Raw genomic sequence first — 13,856 nt, forward strand, 5'->3', positions numbered from 1 at the left:
GTCCGGGGCGAGGGGTGCGGCGTGGGAGGAGCCGGGGGCGAGAGAGGTCGTCATGGGAGCGCGTCCTTCCCTGGAGGGGTCTCGCACCTATGTCGACATGCGGAAATGACGGCCGCGCCGCGCGTCGGGGGCAGCCAGACGTCGGCGTGGTGACGTTCAGGCGGCCATCGCCCCAAGGGACCGGTCTCCAGAGACCGCGCCATTAGAGCGGCGCGAGGAAACAGCTCACGAAACCGGCGCATGCGACCGATGCGCGATCGGCAGCCCGGCCGAAAACCCGAGCTTCTCGCCGGCCTCGGGCCGAGCGTCGATCACCCGCGGCTGTTCCAGCGTCGTCTCGTGGTCGACGTGCACACGAGCGACCAGCACGAGCGGCCGGCACGGGCGACTGGTATGAGCTGTCCGCAGGAGCGGGCGGCAGGGCGGGCGCCAGAGGTCGTGTGGGGAACGTTCGGAAAACCGGTTCCCACGGTGGGGCGGGGGTGGTTAAGATCGCTGCGACCGCGAGACGAGAGAGAGGAGCCGGCCGTGCGCCACCGCACCGTTGCCGTCGTCCTCCCGTCGCGCCACGAGGTGATCCTGATGTCTCGGTCGCTCCGGTGCCGGCTGCGCGGCCGTCACTGGACGACGCCCTGACGAGGACGCCTCATCCCCCTCGCCGGGGCTGATCGCGCTGTCCCACCACGACCATCCCGAAAGGGTTCATGGGCCATGCGTGCTCGCCTCACCAGTCCCCTTGCCACTGTCCGCAACATCGGCGTCCTCGCCCACGTCGACGCCGGCAAGACCACCGTCACCGAGCGGATGCTCTACCTCGCCGGAGCCACCCACAAGCGCGGCGAGGTGCACGACGGCACCACCGTCACCGACTTCGACCAGCAGGAGCGCGAACGCGGCATCACGATCTTCGCCGCCGCGGTCAGCTGCGACTGGGACGGCCACCGCGTCAACGTCATCGACACCCCGGGCCACGTCGACTTCTCCGACGAGGTCGAGCGGTCGCTGCGGGTGCTCGACGGCGCGATCGCGGTGTTCGACGGTGTCGCCGGGGTCGAGCCGCAGAGCGAGTCGGTGTGGCGGCGGGCCGACCGGCACGGCGTGCCGCGCATCGCGTTCGTCAACAAGCTCGACCGGGCCGGCGCCGACCTCGACGCGGCGGTGGAGTCGATCCGCCGGCGGCTGCATCCGGCGCCGCTGGTCGTGCAGCTGCCGATCGGGCGCGAGGACGGCTTCACCGGCGTGGTGGACCTCGTCGGCATGCGCGCGCTCGTCTGGGACGGCGACGTCTGCCAGGCGGGCCCGGTGCCGGACGACCTGCTGGCGCAGGCCCGGCAGCGGCGTCGCCGTCTGGAGGAGGCGGTGGCGGAGCTGCACGCGGGCGCGCTGGAGGAGTTCTGCTCCGAGCCGTCGTTGTCGGAGGCGACGCTGACCGCCGCGCTGCGCGACCTCACCCGGACGGGCGACGGCGTGGTGGTGCTGTGCGGCTCGGCGTACCGCAACCGCGGAGTGGAGCCGCTGCTGGACGCGGTCGTGCGCTACCTGCCCTCGCCGCTGGACGTGCCCGCGGTGCGCGGCCAGGACGGCGAGGTGCGTCCCGCCGACCCGGCGGCGCCGCTGGCCGCGCTGGCGTTCAAGGTGACCGCGACCGCGACCGGGCGGCTGACGTACGTGCGGATCTACTCGGGAACGCTGCGGAAGGGGGACACCGTGCTGGACGCGGGCACCGGCCGCACCGAGCGGGCCGGCCGGATCCTGCGGGTTCAGGCCGACCGGCACAGCGAGGCCGAGCAGGCGGTGGCCGGCGACATCGTGGCGCTCGTCGGGCCGAAGGCGGCCCGCGCGGGCACGACGTTGTGCGCGCCGCAGGCGCCGCTGCTGCTGGAGCCGCCGGGCGCGACCGAGCCGGTGGTGTCGGTGGCCGTCGAGGTCCGCCGGAGCATCGACGGCGACCGGCTGGCGGCGGCGCTGGCGCGGCTGGCCGAGGAGGATCCGTCGCTGGCCGTGCGGAGCGACGCCGAGACCGGGCAGACCGTGCTGTCCGGGATGGGCGAGCTGCACCTGGAGGTGGCGGTGGAGAAGCTCCGCCGCGACCACCGGCTGGAGGTGAACGTCGGCCGGCCTCAGGTCGCCTACCGGGAGACGGTCGTGCGCGGGGTGAGCGGGCTGCTGTACCGGCATGTCAAGCAGGACGGCGGCGCCGGCCAGTTCGCCCACGTGGTGATCGACGTCGAGCCGCTGGAGGAGGGCGGGTTCGCGTTCGCCTCCACGGTGACCGGCGGGCGGGTGCCGCGCGAGTACGTACGGGCGGTCGAGGCCGGCTGCCGGGACGCGCTCGCGGCCGGTCCGCTCGGCGGCCATCCGGTGACCGGCGTGCGGGTGACGCTGACCGACGGGGCCACGCACACCAAGGACTCCTCGGACCTGGCCTTCCGCACGGCGGGGCGGCTGGCGCTGCGGGAGGCGCTGCGCTCCTGCGAGCTGCGACTGCTGGAGCCGGTCGTCGAGGTCACGGTCACCGTGCCGGACGACATGGCCGGCGGTGTGCTCGGCGACCTGACGGCGCGGCGGGGCCGCATCTCGGGCTCGCGGGCGCGGGCCGGCGCGGTGGTCGTCACCGCCGTGGTGCCGCTGGCCGAGGTGTTCGGGTACGCGACCCGGCTGCGCAGCCGCACCCAGGGCCGGGGCACGTTCACCACCCGCCCGGCCAGCTACGCGCCGGCACGCTGAAGAACGGGCCGGGCCCAGCCGGACGGGTCCGGCCCGGTCCGTGGTGAAGACGGGCCGGGGTCAGGTGGTGAAGGAGATCCATACGTCGGGTGGCGCGTCGGGGCGGCCGGGCACCGGGCGGCGTTCCTCCGTCCAGGCGTCGCCGGCGAGGTCCGTGGCGACGCGCCGCCAGAACGCCACCGCCCCCGCGTTGGCGTCCTGGAAGGCGACCTCCCACGGGCCGGGGTGCCGGGCCACGACGTCGCGTACGGCGCGCAGCCCGGCCCCGGCCCGGCGGGCGGCGCGTACCACGAAGAAGCTGTTGAGCACCCGGACGGGCCCGTCGAGGCCGCGCACGAACGCGAACCCGGCGGGCCGGTCGCCGCTCACCATCAGGTACGCCGCCCACCCGCGGTCGGCGAACGCCGATGCGAGGCGTTCGCCGCGGAAGGTGGCGTCCGGCTCGGGCAGCCCGCCCTGGAACTCCGACATGTCATGCCGGAACATCAGCCACAGCCGCTCGACGACGGGCCGGTCGGCGGCCGTGGCGGGACGTACGGAGATCGTCAATGGAGAGGACATGAAAAAAGCCTCCCGGGCGGGACCCGGAAGGCTCAGTGGATGATCGAGACCCTAGCAGGGCACGGCCGGCGGGCCCACACCAGCCCGCCGGCCGCACCGGCGGCTACGGCGTGGTGACGGCCGCCCCCGTGACGGAGGACGACCAGTACAGCGCCCTGGCCACCTGGGGGAAGAGTCCCTTCGGGTGGTTGCGGAACATCGGCTCGGTGCCGAACATCACCACGGCCGCGCCCCGCTCGTCCCGGCCGCTGACCACGGCGGCCTGGCCGCGGGCCTGCTCGGGGCCGCCCATGCCGTTCTGGTCGGCCCGCCAGTGGCCGGAGACCAGCGGCCCGTCCGCCGCGTACGCCTGCTCCACCCGGACCTCGGGGCCGAGGCCGGTGAACCAGCGCGGCGAGTAGACGAACGAGTGCTCGGGCGAGCCGGCGCCGACGGGGCCGTCGGAGGAGACGGTGCTGACGACGCCGTTGGCGTCGCTCCGGCCGGCCACCCCGGTCACCGTGAGCAGCCCGGCGGCGGCGTTGAACGCGGTGCCGGTGCCGCCGCGGGTGACCACGCCGCCGGTGGTCAGGAACGCGTCGAGCGCCGTCCTGGCCTCCGGGGAGAGCTGGGCGTGGTTGAGCCCGCTGGAGACGAACAGCACGTCCGTCGCGCTCCAGTCGAACCCGTCGTTGAGCACCTGGGTGGAGACGGGCGTCACGGAGAAACCCATCTCGCGCAGCGTGTAGAGCTCGTCGGCGGACGCCGCGGCGGCGATGCGCACCTGCGTGAGCGGGGTGCCGCCGGGGCGGCGCGCCGGGGTGAAGGCGACGCCGTAGCGCTCGGCGGCCGTCCGGGCGGCCGTCCGCGCGGAGGCGGGCACGACGGCCGTGCCGTCGTCGCCCCACGTCACCTCGACGCCCTGGGCCAGCAGGTCGTTGAGCGCCATGACCTCCTTGGCGTCACCCACCTTCAGCGCGAGCGGGCCGGAGGTGCGCGGCACGGAGCCGGTGGGGGCCGCGGCCTTGACCGGCTCGGCCTTCACCCGCAGCGAGTCGACGGGCTCCACGGTGGCGCCCCAGATCAGGGCGTGGCTCCAGCCGGAGATGTCGTACATGGCGTCGACCCGGGGCGAGATGTCGTGGCCGGGCTCCAGCATGACGTTGGCCAGGCCGCGCTTGGGCTGGCGCATGTCCACGACGTACGAGCCCTCGGGGTAGGTGGTGCGGCCGACGCGGAAGGAGCGCTCGGCCCGCTCGACGCGGACGTCGTTGGCGATCAGGTGGTCCACCAGGCGCGCGGCGGCCGTCGCCGACCGCTGCCCGGAGCCCGCCGGGATGACGTACGCGCGCGGGTAGGTCGTCGTGTAGACGTCCTCGGGGCCGAAGCCGGGGACGATGCCGAGTGGCACCTCCTTGGCCGGCTCCCCGGCCGTGCCGCGCCGGAACACCTCGATCTGGTCGGCGACCAGCTGCTGGTGCCGCGAGTGCACGAACGTGTACGTCGCCCGGATGGCGGCGGCGGCCACGTCGGTGTTGATCGCGGAGCGGCGGCGCAGCTCCTCGACCGGCAGGTTGGCGTAGTCGGCGTTGTTGACCCGCAGCGGGATCTCGACGGTGTGCGAGGCGACGGCGCCGTGGAAGGGCGCGTACTGCGGGGTGAAGATCGGCGGCCAGTCGTCCCAGCCCTCGGGGTCGTCCCTGAACGGGATCTGCGCCGGGCGCACGCCGTCCTTCTCGAACGTGTAGCCCAGGCCGTTGACCGCGGCCTCCATGCCGAGGCCGTTGGCGTAGGTGTTCTTGATGAACAGGTCGTACTCGTAGTTGGCGCCGTGCGGCGGCGTGGTCGGCTCGATGAGCGTGCCGTTGACGTAGCCGTGCAGGTCGATCATGGCGACCGGCTGGGTGTCCGTCATCACCTGGCGCATCGCGCGCGTCTCGGGCTGGGAGGCGGTGATGAAGTCGCGGTTGAGGTCGAACCCGGCGCCGTTGGCGCGCTGGTTGTTGACGCGGCCGTCGGGGTTGGCGGTGACGTTGAAGTACAGCCGCGTCTTCGACAGCAGGTCGGCCACGGCCGGGTCGGTGCTGGTCGCCAGCTCCTCGACGGTGCGCAGGACGGCGTCGGTGCCCTCCCACTCGTTGCCGTGGATGTTGGCGTTGACGTACACGGGGGCCTTGTACCGCTTGCTCAGGCCGCGGTCGCGGGCGGCGGCGGCCGGGTCGTTCTCGATGCGCTCGCGCATGCGGGCCTGCTCGCGCGCCTCGGCGGCGCTCTCGGGCGCGGTGACCGTGACGAGGTACATGTCGCGGCCCTGGTGGCTGCGGCCGAAGACCTCGACGCTGACGCGGTCGCTGCGCCGCTGCAGCTCGTTCAGCTTGGGCGCGATGGCGTGGTACGGCACCAGCCCGAGCTTGATCGAGGCGTCGGCCGGGTTCTCCGCCGGCTCCGGCAGCCGCGTCCGGCGCGGGTAGCCGTTGTCGTGGGACGGCCAGTTAGGGGCGGGCCGCTTGTCAGCCTGCGGAGCGCGCAGCGTGCCGGCCTGTTCGGGCAGGCCGGCCGCCACCTCGTTCCGCTCGGGGCCGTTGCCGAAGTCGCGCACCGCCGGGGGCTGCGGGTCGGCGGGATCGGCCTGCGCGGACTGCGGGAAGGCCAGGAGCGCGGCCGAGACGGCCACGCCGAGAAGGGCGGTGGGTAAGCGCAAGGGAAGTTCCTCCAGGGTGCGTGTCGAGGGAGATCAGCGTGCCGGTCCGCCGGCGGCGCCGTGGCGCCGCCGGCGGGCGCGGATCAGCGGTCGCGGTAGTCGGCGGCGATGCCGATGAGGGAGATCAGGCCGGCGGCGAACTCCATCGCCTCCTGGTGTCCCTCGCTGAACGGCGGCTGGAAGCCCACCGGCTCCCACCTGCTCGTCTCGGAGTTCCACAGGTCGGCGCCGACCTCGAAGTCCCAGCCGTAGATGCCGTAGTCGTACCAGAGCTCGTCGGCGGAGTTGCCGGCCGCCGAGTACAGCACGTCCGTCACCGGGCCGGTGTACTGCGGCCAGATGACCGTGCCGCGCTCGGCGACGATGGCCTCCTCGATCGTGCGGGCCGAGTCGAGGAAGAACTCCTCCTCCTGGGGCGTCGGCCGGGGCAGGGTGACGCGGCCCTCGGCCTTGTAGGCGCCCGGAGGCCACATGAAGTAGCCGCCGTAGCTGTGCACGTTCATGGCGAACTTGATGTTGCGGTAGGTGTCGGCCAGCCACATGACGTTGCGGCTCTCGGGCTCGGAGTGCTCGGCCGGGCCGGCGTACGAGCCGCTCTGGCAGTTGGCCGAGCCACCGACATAGCCGTCGTGCACGGAGCCGGCGGCGTAGTTGCGGTTGACGTCCACGCCCCACTGGTTGCGCAGCGCCGGGTCGGACTGCTGCGGCGGGCAGTGGTTGGTCATGTTCTTCCGCTGGGAGTTGAAGTCGTAGAAGCTGTAGTTCGCGCCGTCGGGGTTGACGACCGGGACGATGAAGACGTCCGTGCGCTCCAGCAGGCGCCGGGTGGCCTTGTCGCCGGCGTAGTTGCGCAGCAGCCGCTCGGCGGCCTCGATGGTGACCAGCGGCGTCACCCATTCGCGGGCGTGTTCCTGGGCGTAGGCGAGCACGCCGGTGCGCGAGCCGTCGCGGTGCACGCCGATGCGCAGCGCCAGCACCTCGGCGGGCTCACGGGAGACGTCGGCCGGGGCGTTGAGGAAGTCGTCGAGCTGCGTGGCCGGCGCCGGGGCCATGACGCCCGCGCCCGGGTCCGTCCGGTAGACGGACGCCTTGACCGGCGTGCCGGAGGCGGCGTTGATCGCGGCGGCGACCTGCGCGGCGGTGCTGACGAGCGCGCCGGAGGCGTCGGTGGCCAGGCTGACGGTGACCAGCTTGCCGTCGAGGCTCACCTGCAGCGGCCGGCCGGGCGCGCCCGGATCGACCAGCTCGACGCTCAGGTCGTTGCCGCCCTCGGAGCCGTAGGCGTTGGAGGTGACGACCACGGCCGCGGCGGGCGGGGTGCCGAGCACGGCCTGCGCGTGCCGCCGGTAGCCGTTGGTCTTGTACGGCAGCGTGATGAGGTCGGTGAGCTTCGGGTAACGCCGGTGCAGCGCCTTGACGCGCTCGTTGAGCTGCGCCGGCGTCATGTACTGGGTGATGAAGTCCTTCTGGTAGCCGCGCGAGGCCCGGTCGGGCTTGTCGCCGTCGGGCCACTCCCGGACCTTGGCCTCGGCCTTGCCGCCGCCCGCCGAGGTGACGGTGATGGACTGCGGCTGGTTCTCGGCCGGGACCGGGGTGCTGAACTGGTGTCCCAGGTACTGGCCGGCGTCGATGTAGGCGACCATCTCGGCCTGGCCGGTCGTGCCCTTCTTGCCGCGCCAGGAGACGGTGAGGTCGGCCGCCTGGGCGGCGCTGCTGGAGGCTTCGACCGACAGGAAGTATCCGTCGCGGGACTCGTACCAGACGGCCCGTTCGATGACGATCTGGTCCTGCGGGGCGGCGGCCTTCGCCCTGGCCTGCGGCGGGGACTGCGGGGCCTCGGAGGCGAGGGTGGCGCCCAGCGGGCGCAGCGCCTCCAGCTGGCTCTCCGTGACGACGGCGTCGATCTGGACGCTGCCGTCGGCCTGCGGGCGGACCCGTTCGGTGAGGTCGGCGCCCGAGGCCACCAGCCGTTCCATCGCGGCCTGGTCCGGCACCGAGAGCGTGACCAGCGAGGCCGGCTCCGGGTCGGTCGGACCGGCGGCCACGGCCGGCGTGGACGGCTGCGCCGCCACGAATGTCGTTGCAAGGACGATCAGGGCGACTGTGGACGCCCGTAAACCACGCATTCGGACCCTCCCGGATCTTTCGTGTGGAGATCATTGAAAGCTGACAAAGCTCCCACGGGCAAGACCCAAGAGGACGAAGGACGGATCAGGACGCGGTGACCTGCGGCACCGCCTCGTACAGCGCGAAGTCGGCGCTGATCGCGCTCGCCGTCTTCAGCAGCAGCGGCAGGTGCTCCTCGGTGAGCTTCTCGAGGGAGGTCTCGGCGGCGTGGGCGTTGACGTTCACGGCGGCGATGACGTTGCCGAGCCCGTCGCGCAGCGGCGCGGCCACGGACCTGATGCCGAGGGCGAGCTGCTCGTCGGTGATCGCCCAGCCCTTGGCCCGCACCGAGCGCAGCACCGCCTCGCGTTCCCTGGCGTCGGGACGCCAGCGCGGCTCGATGCCCGAACGGCTCGGCTCGGCCAGCACCCGCTCCACCTCGGCCGGCGGCAGCGCGGCCAGCAGCACCTTGCCCAGCGAGGTCTGCAACGCCGGGAACCGGGTGCCGACCTGGACCGACAGCGCCACGATCTTCGGCACGGCGACCCGCGCGACGTAGACGATGTCGGAGCCGTCGAGCTGGGCGATCGACGACGACTCGTTGGTCTGCGCGACGAGCCGTTCCAGGTGGGGGCGGGCGACCTCCCACAGGCCCATGGAGCGCACGTAGCACACGCCGAGCTCCAGGACGCGCGGCGTGAGCGCGAACCCGCCCCGTTCGGCGCGGGCGTAGCCGAGCTCCTGGAGGGTGAGCAGGATGCGGCGGGCCGTCGGCCGGGCCAGGCCGGTCGCGGCCGCCACCTCGGTCAGCGACATGACCGGGCGTCCGGGCTGGAAGGCCCTGATGACATCGAGGCCGCGGGCCAGCGCCTCGATGAAGTCAGGTCCGGTCTCACCACGTGCCATGTACACCCTCGCTAGCTCGGATACGTCCGGGTCCGACTTTAGACGGTCGCCCGTCCGCACAGCGTCCGGTCAGAGGCGGTGCGTGGCGTCACTGCGGTAGTCGGTGTAGGTGTACGGGTTGTCGAGGACCTTCGCCGTGGGGATGTCCGGGTTCATGCCCTTGGCCCACGCCTCCTCGCCCATCGCGCCGCGCAGGTACTCGATCGTGCGGTCGACCTGGGCGCGCGCGGCGGCGAGGTCGACGCCGAGCAGCCGGTGCTCGTGCTTGACCACCCGCCCGTCGACGACGACGGTGTGCACGTCGCCGCGCTGCGCCTGGAAGGCCACGTGCCCGTACGGGTTGAGCAGGGGGAACGACACGGGCGAGTGGTCGTTCTTGATGAGCACGAGGTCGGCCTTCCGGCCGGGCTCGATCACGCCGAGGTCGTCGCGGCCGAGCGCGCGGGCGCCGCCCCGGGTGGCCCAGTCGACGACCTGGTCGGCGCGCAGGGCGCAGTGCGTGACCGTCTCGCCCTTGGTCTGCGCCTCCAGGTGCTCGCGCGAGCGGTCGGCGCCGAGCGTGGCGCGCATGGCGGAGAACAGGTCGCCGCTCCACCAGACGCTGGTGTCCATGGACAGCGAGACCGGGATGCCGTGGGCGCGCAGCGTCCAGGTGGGCGGGTAGCCCTGGCCGGCGCTCTGCTCGCTCTCGGTGGAGACCGACACGGACCCGCCGGTGGCCGCGATGCGGTGGTAGGAGTCGGCCGACAACGAGGCGGCGTGGACGTAGATCGTCTCCGGGGTCATGAAGCCGTGCTCGTGCATCAGCCGGATGCCCTCGTCGCTGGTGGCGCCCCAGACGCCGGCGTGCGTGGTGACCGCGACGCCGAGCTCCCTGGCCACCTCGAACGCGGGCTTCTCCGGGAAGGCGGGATCGCCCAGCACGTCGAAGGCGATCTGGAAGCCCAGCATGTCGTCGCCGGTGACGCGGCGGCGGACGAAGTCGCGGAACTCGGGCGCGGCCGTCCACTCGGCGGGCGGCTGCTGGATGTTGCCGTACGCGAGCACGTACCGGCCGGGGACGGCCCGCAGCGCGTCCACGGCGGCGTCGGCGTGCTCGACCGTCCGCAGCCCGTGCGACCAGTCGACGACGGTGGTGACGCCGGCCTCCAGTGCCTCGATCGCGGCCAGCGTGTTGCCGGCGTGCACGTCCTCGGGCCGGAACAGCCTGCCGTGCTCCAGGTAGAACCAGACGAAGTACTGGGTCAGCGTCCAGTCGGCGCCGTAGCCGCGCAGGGCGGTCTGCCACATGTGCCGGTGGGTGTCGATCATGCCGGGCATGACGATGCCGCCGGAGGCGTCGATCTCGGCGGTGCCCTCCGGCACCTCGAGCCCGGCGCCCACGGCGGCGATCCTGTCCCCCGTGACGAGGACGTCCGTGTGCTCCAGCACTCGCCTGCCGCCCTCGGACGGCCCGTCCATGGGCAGCACGGTGCCGCCGCGCAGCACCACGGGCCGTCCTGCCTCGAACTCGTTCATGGCTCGCTCCTCGCTGGACTCCGCGGCGAACAGTTGTCCGCTCTACGGTCAACGCAACTGTGATGAGCGGCGGATGAGCTGTCAAGGTGGTTGACGCGGCGGCTTGATAGTGCTGGGATCACTGGAGCGGACATACGTCCGTTGGACGGACGCGAGGATGGATGGTACATGACTGACACCGTGGCAGCCGGGCCGCTGTCCGGCGTGCTGGTGGCCGACTTCTCCCGGGTGCTGGCCGGGCCGTACGCCACGATGCTGCTGGCGGACCTCGGCGCCGACGTCGTCAAGGTGGAGGGCCCGAACGGCGATGACACCCGGTCGTGGACGCCGCCGGCGCGGGGCGAGGTGTCCACGTACTATCTCGGGGTCAACCGCGGCAAGCGGTCGATCGCGCTCGACCTGCGGGACGAGGGCGACGCGGAGCTGGCCAGGGAGCTGGCCCGGCGCGCCGACGTGCTGGTGGAGAACTTCCGCCCCGGCGGCCTGGCCAAGTTCGGCCTCGACCACGCCGCCGTCAGCGCGCGCAACCCCGGCATCGTGTACGCCTCCATCAGCGGCTTCGGCTCGGGTGCGGGGGCGCGGGTGCCCGGGTACGACCTGATGGTGCAGGCCATGTCGGGGCTGATGAGCCTGACCGGAGAGCCGGACGGGCCGCCGTACCGGGCCGGGATCTCGGTGTTCGACGTGATGGCGGGCAACCACGCCGTGATCGGCATCCTGGCCGCGCTGCGCCACCGCGACGCCACCGGGCAGGGCCAGCACGTCGAGGTGAACCTGCTGTCGTCGGCGCTGACGGGCCTGGTCAACCAGAGCTCGGCGTACGTGGCGGGCGGCGTGGTGCCGTACCGGATGGGCAACGCGCATCCGAGCGTGTTCCCCTACGAGCCGCTGCCGACGGCCGACCACGAGCTGATCGTGGCCGCGGCCAACGACGGGCAGTTCCGCAAGCTGTGCGACGTGCTCGGCATCCCCGAGGTCGCCGCCGACCCGCGCTTCGCGCGCAACGCCGACCGCACGGCCAACCGGGAGGAGCTGCGGCCGATCCTGGTCGAACGGCTCGTCACCCGACCGGCCCAGGAGTGGTTCGAGCTGCTGGTCGACGCGGGCATCCCGAGCGGCCCCATCAACACCATCGACGGCGGCTTCGCGATGGCCGAACGGTTCGGGCTCGACCCGGTCGTGGTGGTCGGCGAGGGCGACAAGGCGGTGCCGACCACGCGGCACCCGATCCGCTTCTCCGAGACGCCCGCCGGCTACCGCCTGCCGCCGCCCGGCCTGGACGAGCACGGCGCCGAGCTGCGCGCGTGGCTGGCGTCGGGGGGCGAGGATGCCTGAGTACCCGACCGCCCTCGGGGCGTCCACGCCGACGTCGATCACGCTGCTCGGCCACGACCTGGCCTCCGAGGTGATGGGCGAGGTGGGCTTCGGCGAGCTGGCGTTCTGGCTGGCCGCGCAGCGCCGCCCGTCACCCGGTGAGACCCGGGTGTTCGAGGCCGTGCTGGCCGCCCTGGCCGACCACGGGTTCACGCCGACCGCGATCGTCACGCGGCTGACGTACCTGTCGGCGCCCGACTCCGTCCAGGGGGCGCTGGCCGCCGGGCTGCTCGGCGGCGGCTCCCGCTTCCTCGGCGTCACCGAGGACTGCGGGCGCTTCCTGCACGAGGTGGTGGCCGCGCAGGACCCGCTGCCGGGTGACGACGCCGGCTGGGACGAGCTCGCCCTGCGGACCGTCCGCGCTCGCAGGCAGCAGCGCAGGCTCATCCCCGGGCTGGGTCACCACGTGCACAAGGACGGCGACCCGCGCACACCGCGGCTGTTCGAGATCGCGGCCGAGGAGGGCCTGATCGGGCCGCATCTGTCGTTGTTCGCCGCCATCGGCCGCGTGCACCCCGCCGTGCTGAACCGGACGCTGCCGCTCAACGGCGCCGGCGTCTGCGGGGCCGCGCTCGCCGACCTGGGGCTGCCGCTGGAGCTGCTGCGCGGCTTCGCACTGCTGGCCAGGACCGCGGGCCTCATCGGGCAGCTCGCCGAGGAGCTGCGCCGTCCCGTGGCCAACGAGATCTTCCTGTCGGTGGACCTGAACAACAGGTCCATCCCGCCCGAGCCGTTCCCTACTGGAGAATCGCATGGCTGAGGTCGTCGCGGTCATCGCGTCCACGCACCATCCCTTCTACTACCGCGCCAGCACCGCCACCGGAGAGGAGCGCCCGCCGTTCGCCGACGAGTGGGTGCGCAAGGTGGAGGCGTTCCGCGAGACCCTGACCAGGGCGCGGCCGGACGTGCTGGTCATGGTCGGCTCCGACCACTTCCACCAGCTCTGGCTGGACAACATGCCGCAGTTCCTCGTCGGCAAGGCGCCCTTCTACGACGCGAACTTCTACAACGAGGAACGCGAGTTCGGCCTGCCGCGGATGTTCTTCACCGGGCAGGAGGACCTGTCGTCGTACATCCTGCGCGAGGGGATTGACGCCGGGTTCGATCTGGCGTTCTCCAACGAGCTGCGGATCGACCACTCGATCACGTGCCCGATCATCACCCTGCGCCCGCAGAACGACCTGCCGATCGTGCCGATCTACACCAACATCTTCGCCCCGCCGCTGCCGCGGCCCTCACGGTTCGTGCAGCTGGGGCGGACGATCCGGCAGCTCGTCGAGTCGTGGCCGTCCGACCAGCGGGTGGCGATCATCGGCACCGGCCACCTGTCGCTGGAGCTGGGCGGGCCGCGGCAGTTCGGGCCGCACGGCCCCGACCCGGAGTTCGACCGCAAGGCCGTGGAGTGGATCTCGACCGGCGACCTCGAGGGGTGCCTGTCGGAGGTCACCCTCGACAGCCTGCACCTGCCGGGCAACGCCACCCACGGGTTCATGGACTTCATGCTGATGATGGGCGTCGCCGGCGAAGGCCGCAAAGCCGACTACGTCGACACCTACGACCTCTTTCACACCATGGAGGCGTACTTCACCTGGTACCCGGGAGGCCGGCCGTGAGCAAGTACCTGCTGAACAAGTTCCTGTTCACCGTCGACCGCGACCCGGAGCTGGTGGAACGCTACCGCGAGGAGCCGCGCGCCACCGTCGAGTGGTGGGAGTCGGAGTACGCCAACCGCATCCTCGGCTGCCACGCCGGCGAGTCGTCCACGTGGCTGCGCTTCGACGACGTCGAGCGGGAGGCGCTGGCCGCCCACGACTACCCGAAGCTGTTCGAGCTGGGGGCGCATCCGTTCCTGACGCTGACGCTGTTCATCGCCATGTTCGAACGCGACCATCCGCCGCTCGGCTTCCAGACCGAGTACGCGCGGCGCCTGTCCCACATGACGCTCCCGTACCCGGACATCGCCACCTGATGACCACGCATCGAG

The 13,856-nt window shown here is 72.6% G+C and carries 11 protein-coding genes; 5 read left to right on the forward strand and 6 right to left on the reverse strand.

The genetic code is table 11. The features are described 5' to 3' along the window. Positions 1 to 225: 225 nt before the first annotated feature. Positions 226 to 354 carry a hypothetical protein gene (locus C1J01_RS53155; RefSeq protein WP_268958736.1) on the reverse strand — a complete coding sequence of 43 codons (129 nt, stop codon included), beginning with the start codon at positions 352 to 354 and terminating at the stop codon, positions 226 to 228. Positions 355 to 711: 357 nt separating this feature from the next. Between C1J01_RS53155 and fusA the strand changes: the two genes are divergently transcribed. Further along, positions 712 to 2,727 (forward strand): elongation factor G, encoded by a 2,016-nt coding sequence (gene fusA / locus C1J01_RS22840; RefSeq protein ID WP_111181013.1) that lies wholly within the window; start codon positions 712 to 714, stop codon positions 2,725 to 2,727. Between the two features lie 60 nt (positions 2,728 to 2,787). On the opposite strand, the gene C1J01_RS22845 is transcribed toward fusA, so the two are convergent. The 5 genes from C1J01_RS22845 to C1J01_RS22865 all read right to left on the reverse strand — a co-directional run bounded on the left by C1J01_RS22845 (position 2,788) and on the right by C1J01_RS22865 (position 10,498). Beyond that, a complete protein-coding gene (locus C1J01_RS22845; protein WP_111181014.1) occupies positions 2,788 to 3,288 on the reverse strand; it encodes a GNAT family N-acetyltransferase in 501 nt (166 codons plus the stop codon). A 103-nt stretch (positions 3,289 to 3,391) separates the two neighbouring features. Continuing rightward, entirely contained in the window at positions 3,392 to 5,968 is a 2,577-nt protein-coding gene (locus C1J01_RS22850; RefSeq protein ID WP_111181015.1) for a M14 family zinc carboxypeptidase, read from the reverse strand. Positions 5,969 to 6,051: 83 nt separating this feature from the next. Further along, positions 6,052 to 8,040 carry a M14 family zinc carboxypeptidase gene (locus C1J01_RS53160; protein WP_111181016.1) on the reverse strand — a complete coding sequence of 663 codons (1,989 nt, stop codon included), beginning with the start codon at positions 8,038 to 8,040 and terminating at the stop codon, positions 6,052 to 6,054. 139 nt (positions 8,041 to 8,179) lie between these two features. After that, positions 8,180 to 8,980 carry an IclR family transcriptional regulator domain-containing protein gene (locus C1J01_RS22860; RefSeq protein WP_111181017.1) on the reverse strand — a complete coding sequence of 267 codons (801 nt, stop codon included), beginning with the start codon at positions 8,978 to 8,980 and terminating at the stop codon, positions 8,180 to 8,182. Positions 8,981 to 9,049: 69 nt separating this feature from the next. After that, a complete protein-coding gene (locus C1J01_RS22865; RefSeq protein ID WP_111181018.1) occupies positions 9,050 to 10,498 on the reverse strand; it encodes an amidohydrolase family protein in 1,449 nt (482 codons plus the stop codon). Between the two features lie 168 nt (positions 10,499 to 10,666). Between C1J01_RS22865 and C1J01_RS22870 the strand changes: the two genes are divergently transcribed. From C1J01_RS22870 to C1J01_RS22885, 4 genes are read left to right on the forward strand one after another with little or no spacing between them, the layout of a single operon-like run. Next, the gene (locus C1J01_RS22870; protein WP_111181019.1) at positions 10,667 to 11,833 is read left to right on the forward strand and encodes a CaiB/BaiF CoA transferase family protein; all 1,167 of its coding nucleotides are present in this window, start codon (positions 10,667 to 10,669) and stop codon (positions 11,831 to 11,833) included. After that, complete coding sequence (locus C1J01_RS22875; protein ID WP_111181020.1) at positions 11,826 to 12,632, forward strand: citryl-CoA lyase; 807 nt, start codon at positions 11,826 to 11,828, stop codon at positions 12,630 to 12,632. The genes C1J01_RS22870 and C1J01_RS22875 overlap by 8 nt, the downstream gene beginning before the upstream one ends. Beyond that, positions 12,625 to 13,485 (forward strand): DODA-type extradiol aromatic ring-opening family dioxygenase, encoded by an 861-nt coding sequence (locus C1J01_RS22880; protein WP_111181021.1) that lies wholly within the window; start codon positions 12,625 to 12,627, stop codon positions 13,483 to 13,485. The genes C1J01_RS22875 and C1J01_RS22880 overlap by 8 nt, the downstream gene beginning before the upstream one ends. Further along, positions 13,482 to 13,841 (forward strand): hypothetical protein, encoded by a 360-nt coding sequence (locus C1J01_RS22885; protein WP_111181022.1) that lies wholly within the window; start codon positions 13,482 to 13,484, stop codon positions 13,839 to 13,841. Before C1J01_RS22880 ends, C1J01_RS22885 begins: the two co-directional genes overlap by 4 nt. Positions 13,842 to 13,856: the final 15 nt, after the last annotated feature.

The organism is Nonomuraea aridisoli, from assembly GCF_003236395.1.
Classification (GTDB): Bacteria; Actinomycetota; Actinomycetes; order Streptosporangiales; family Streptosporangiaceae; genus Nonomuraea; species Nonomuraea aridisoli.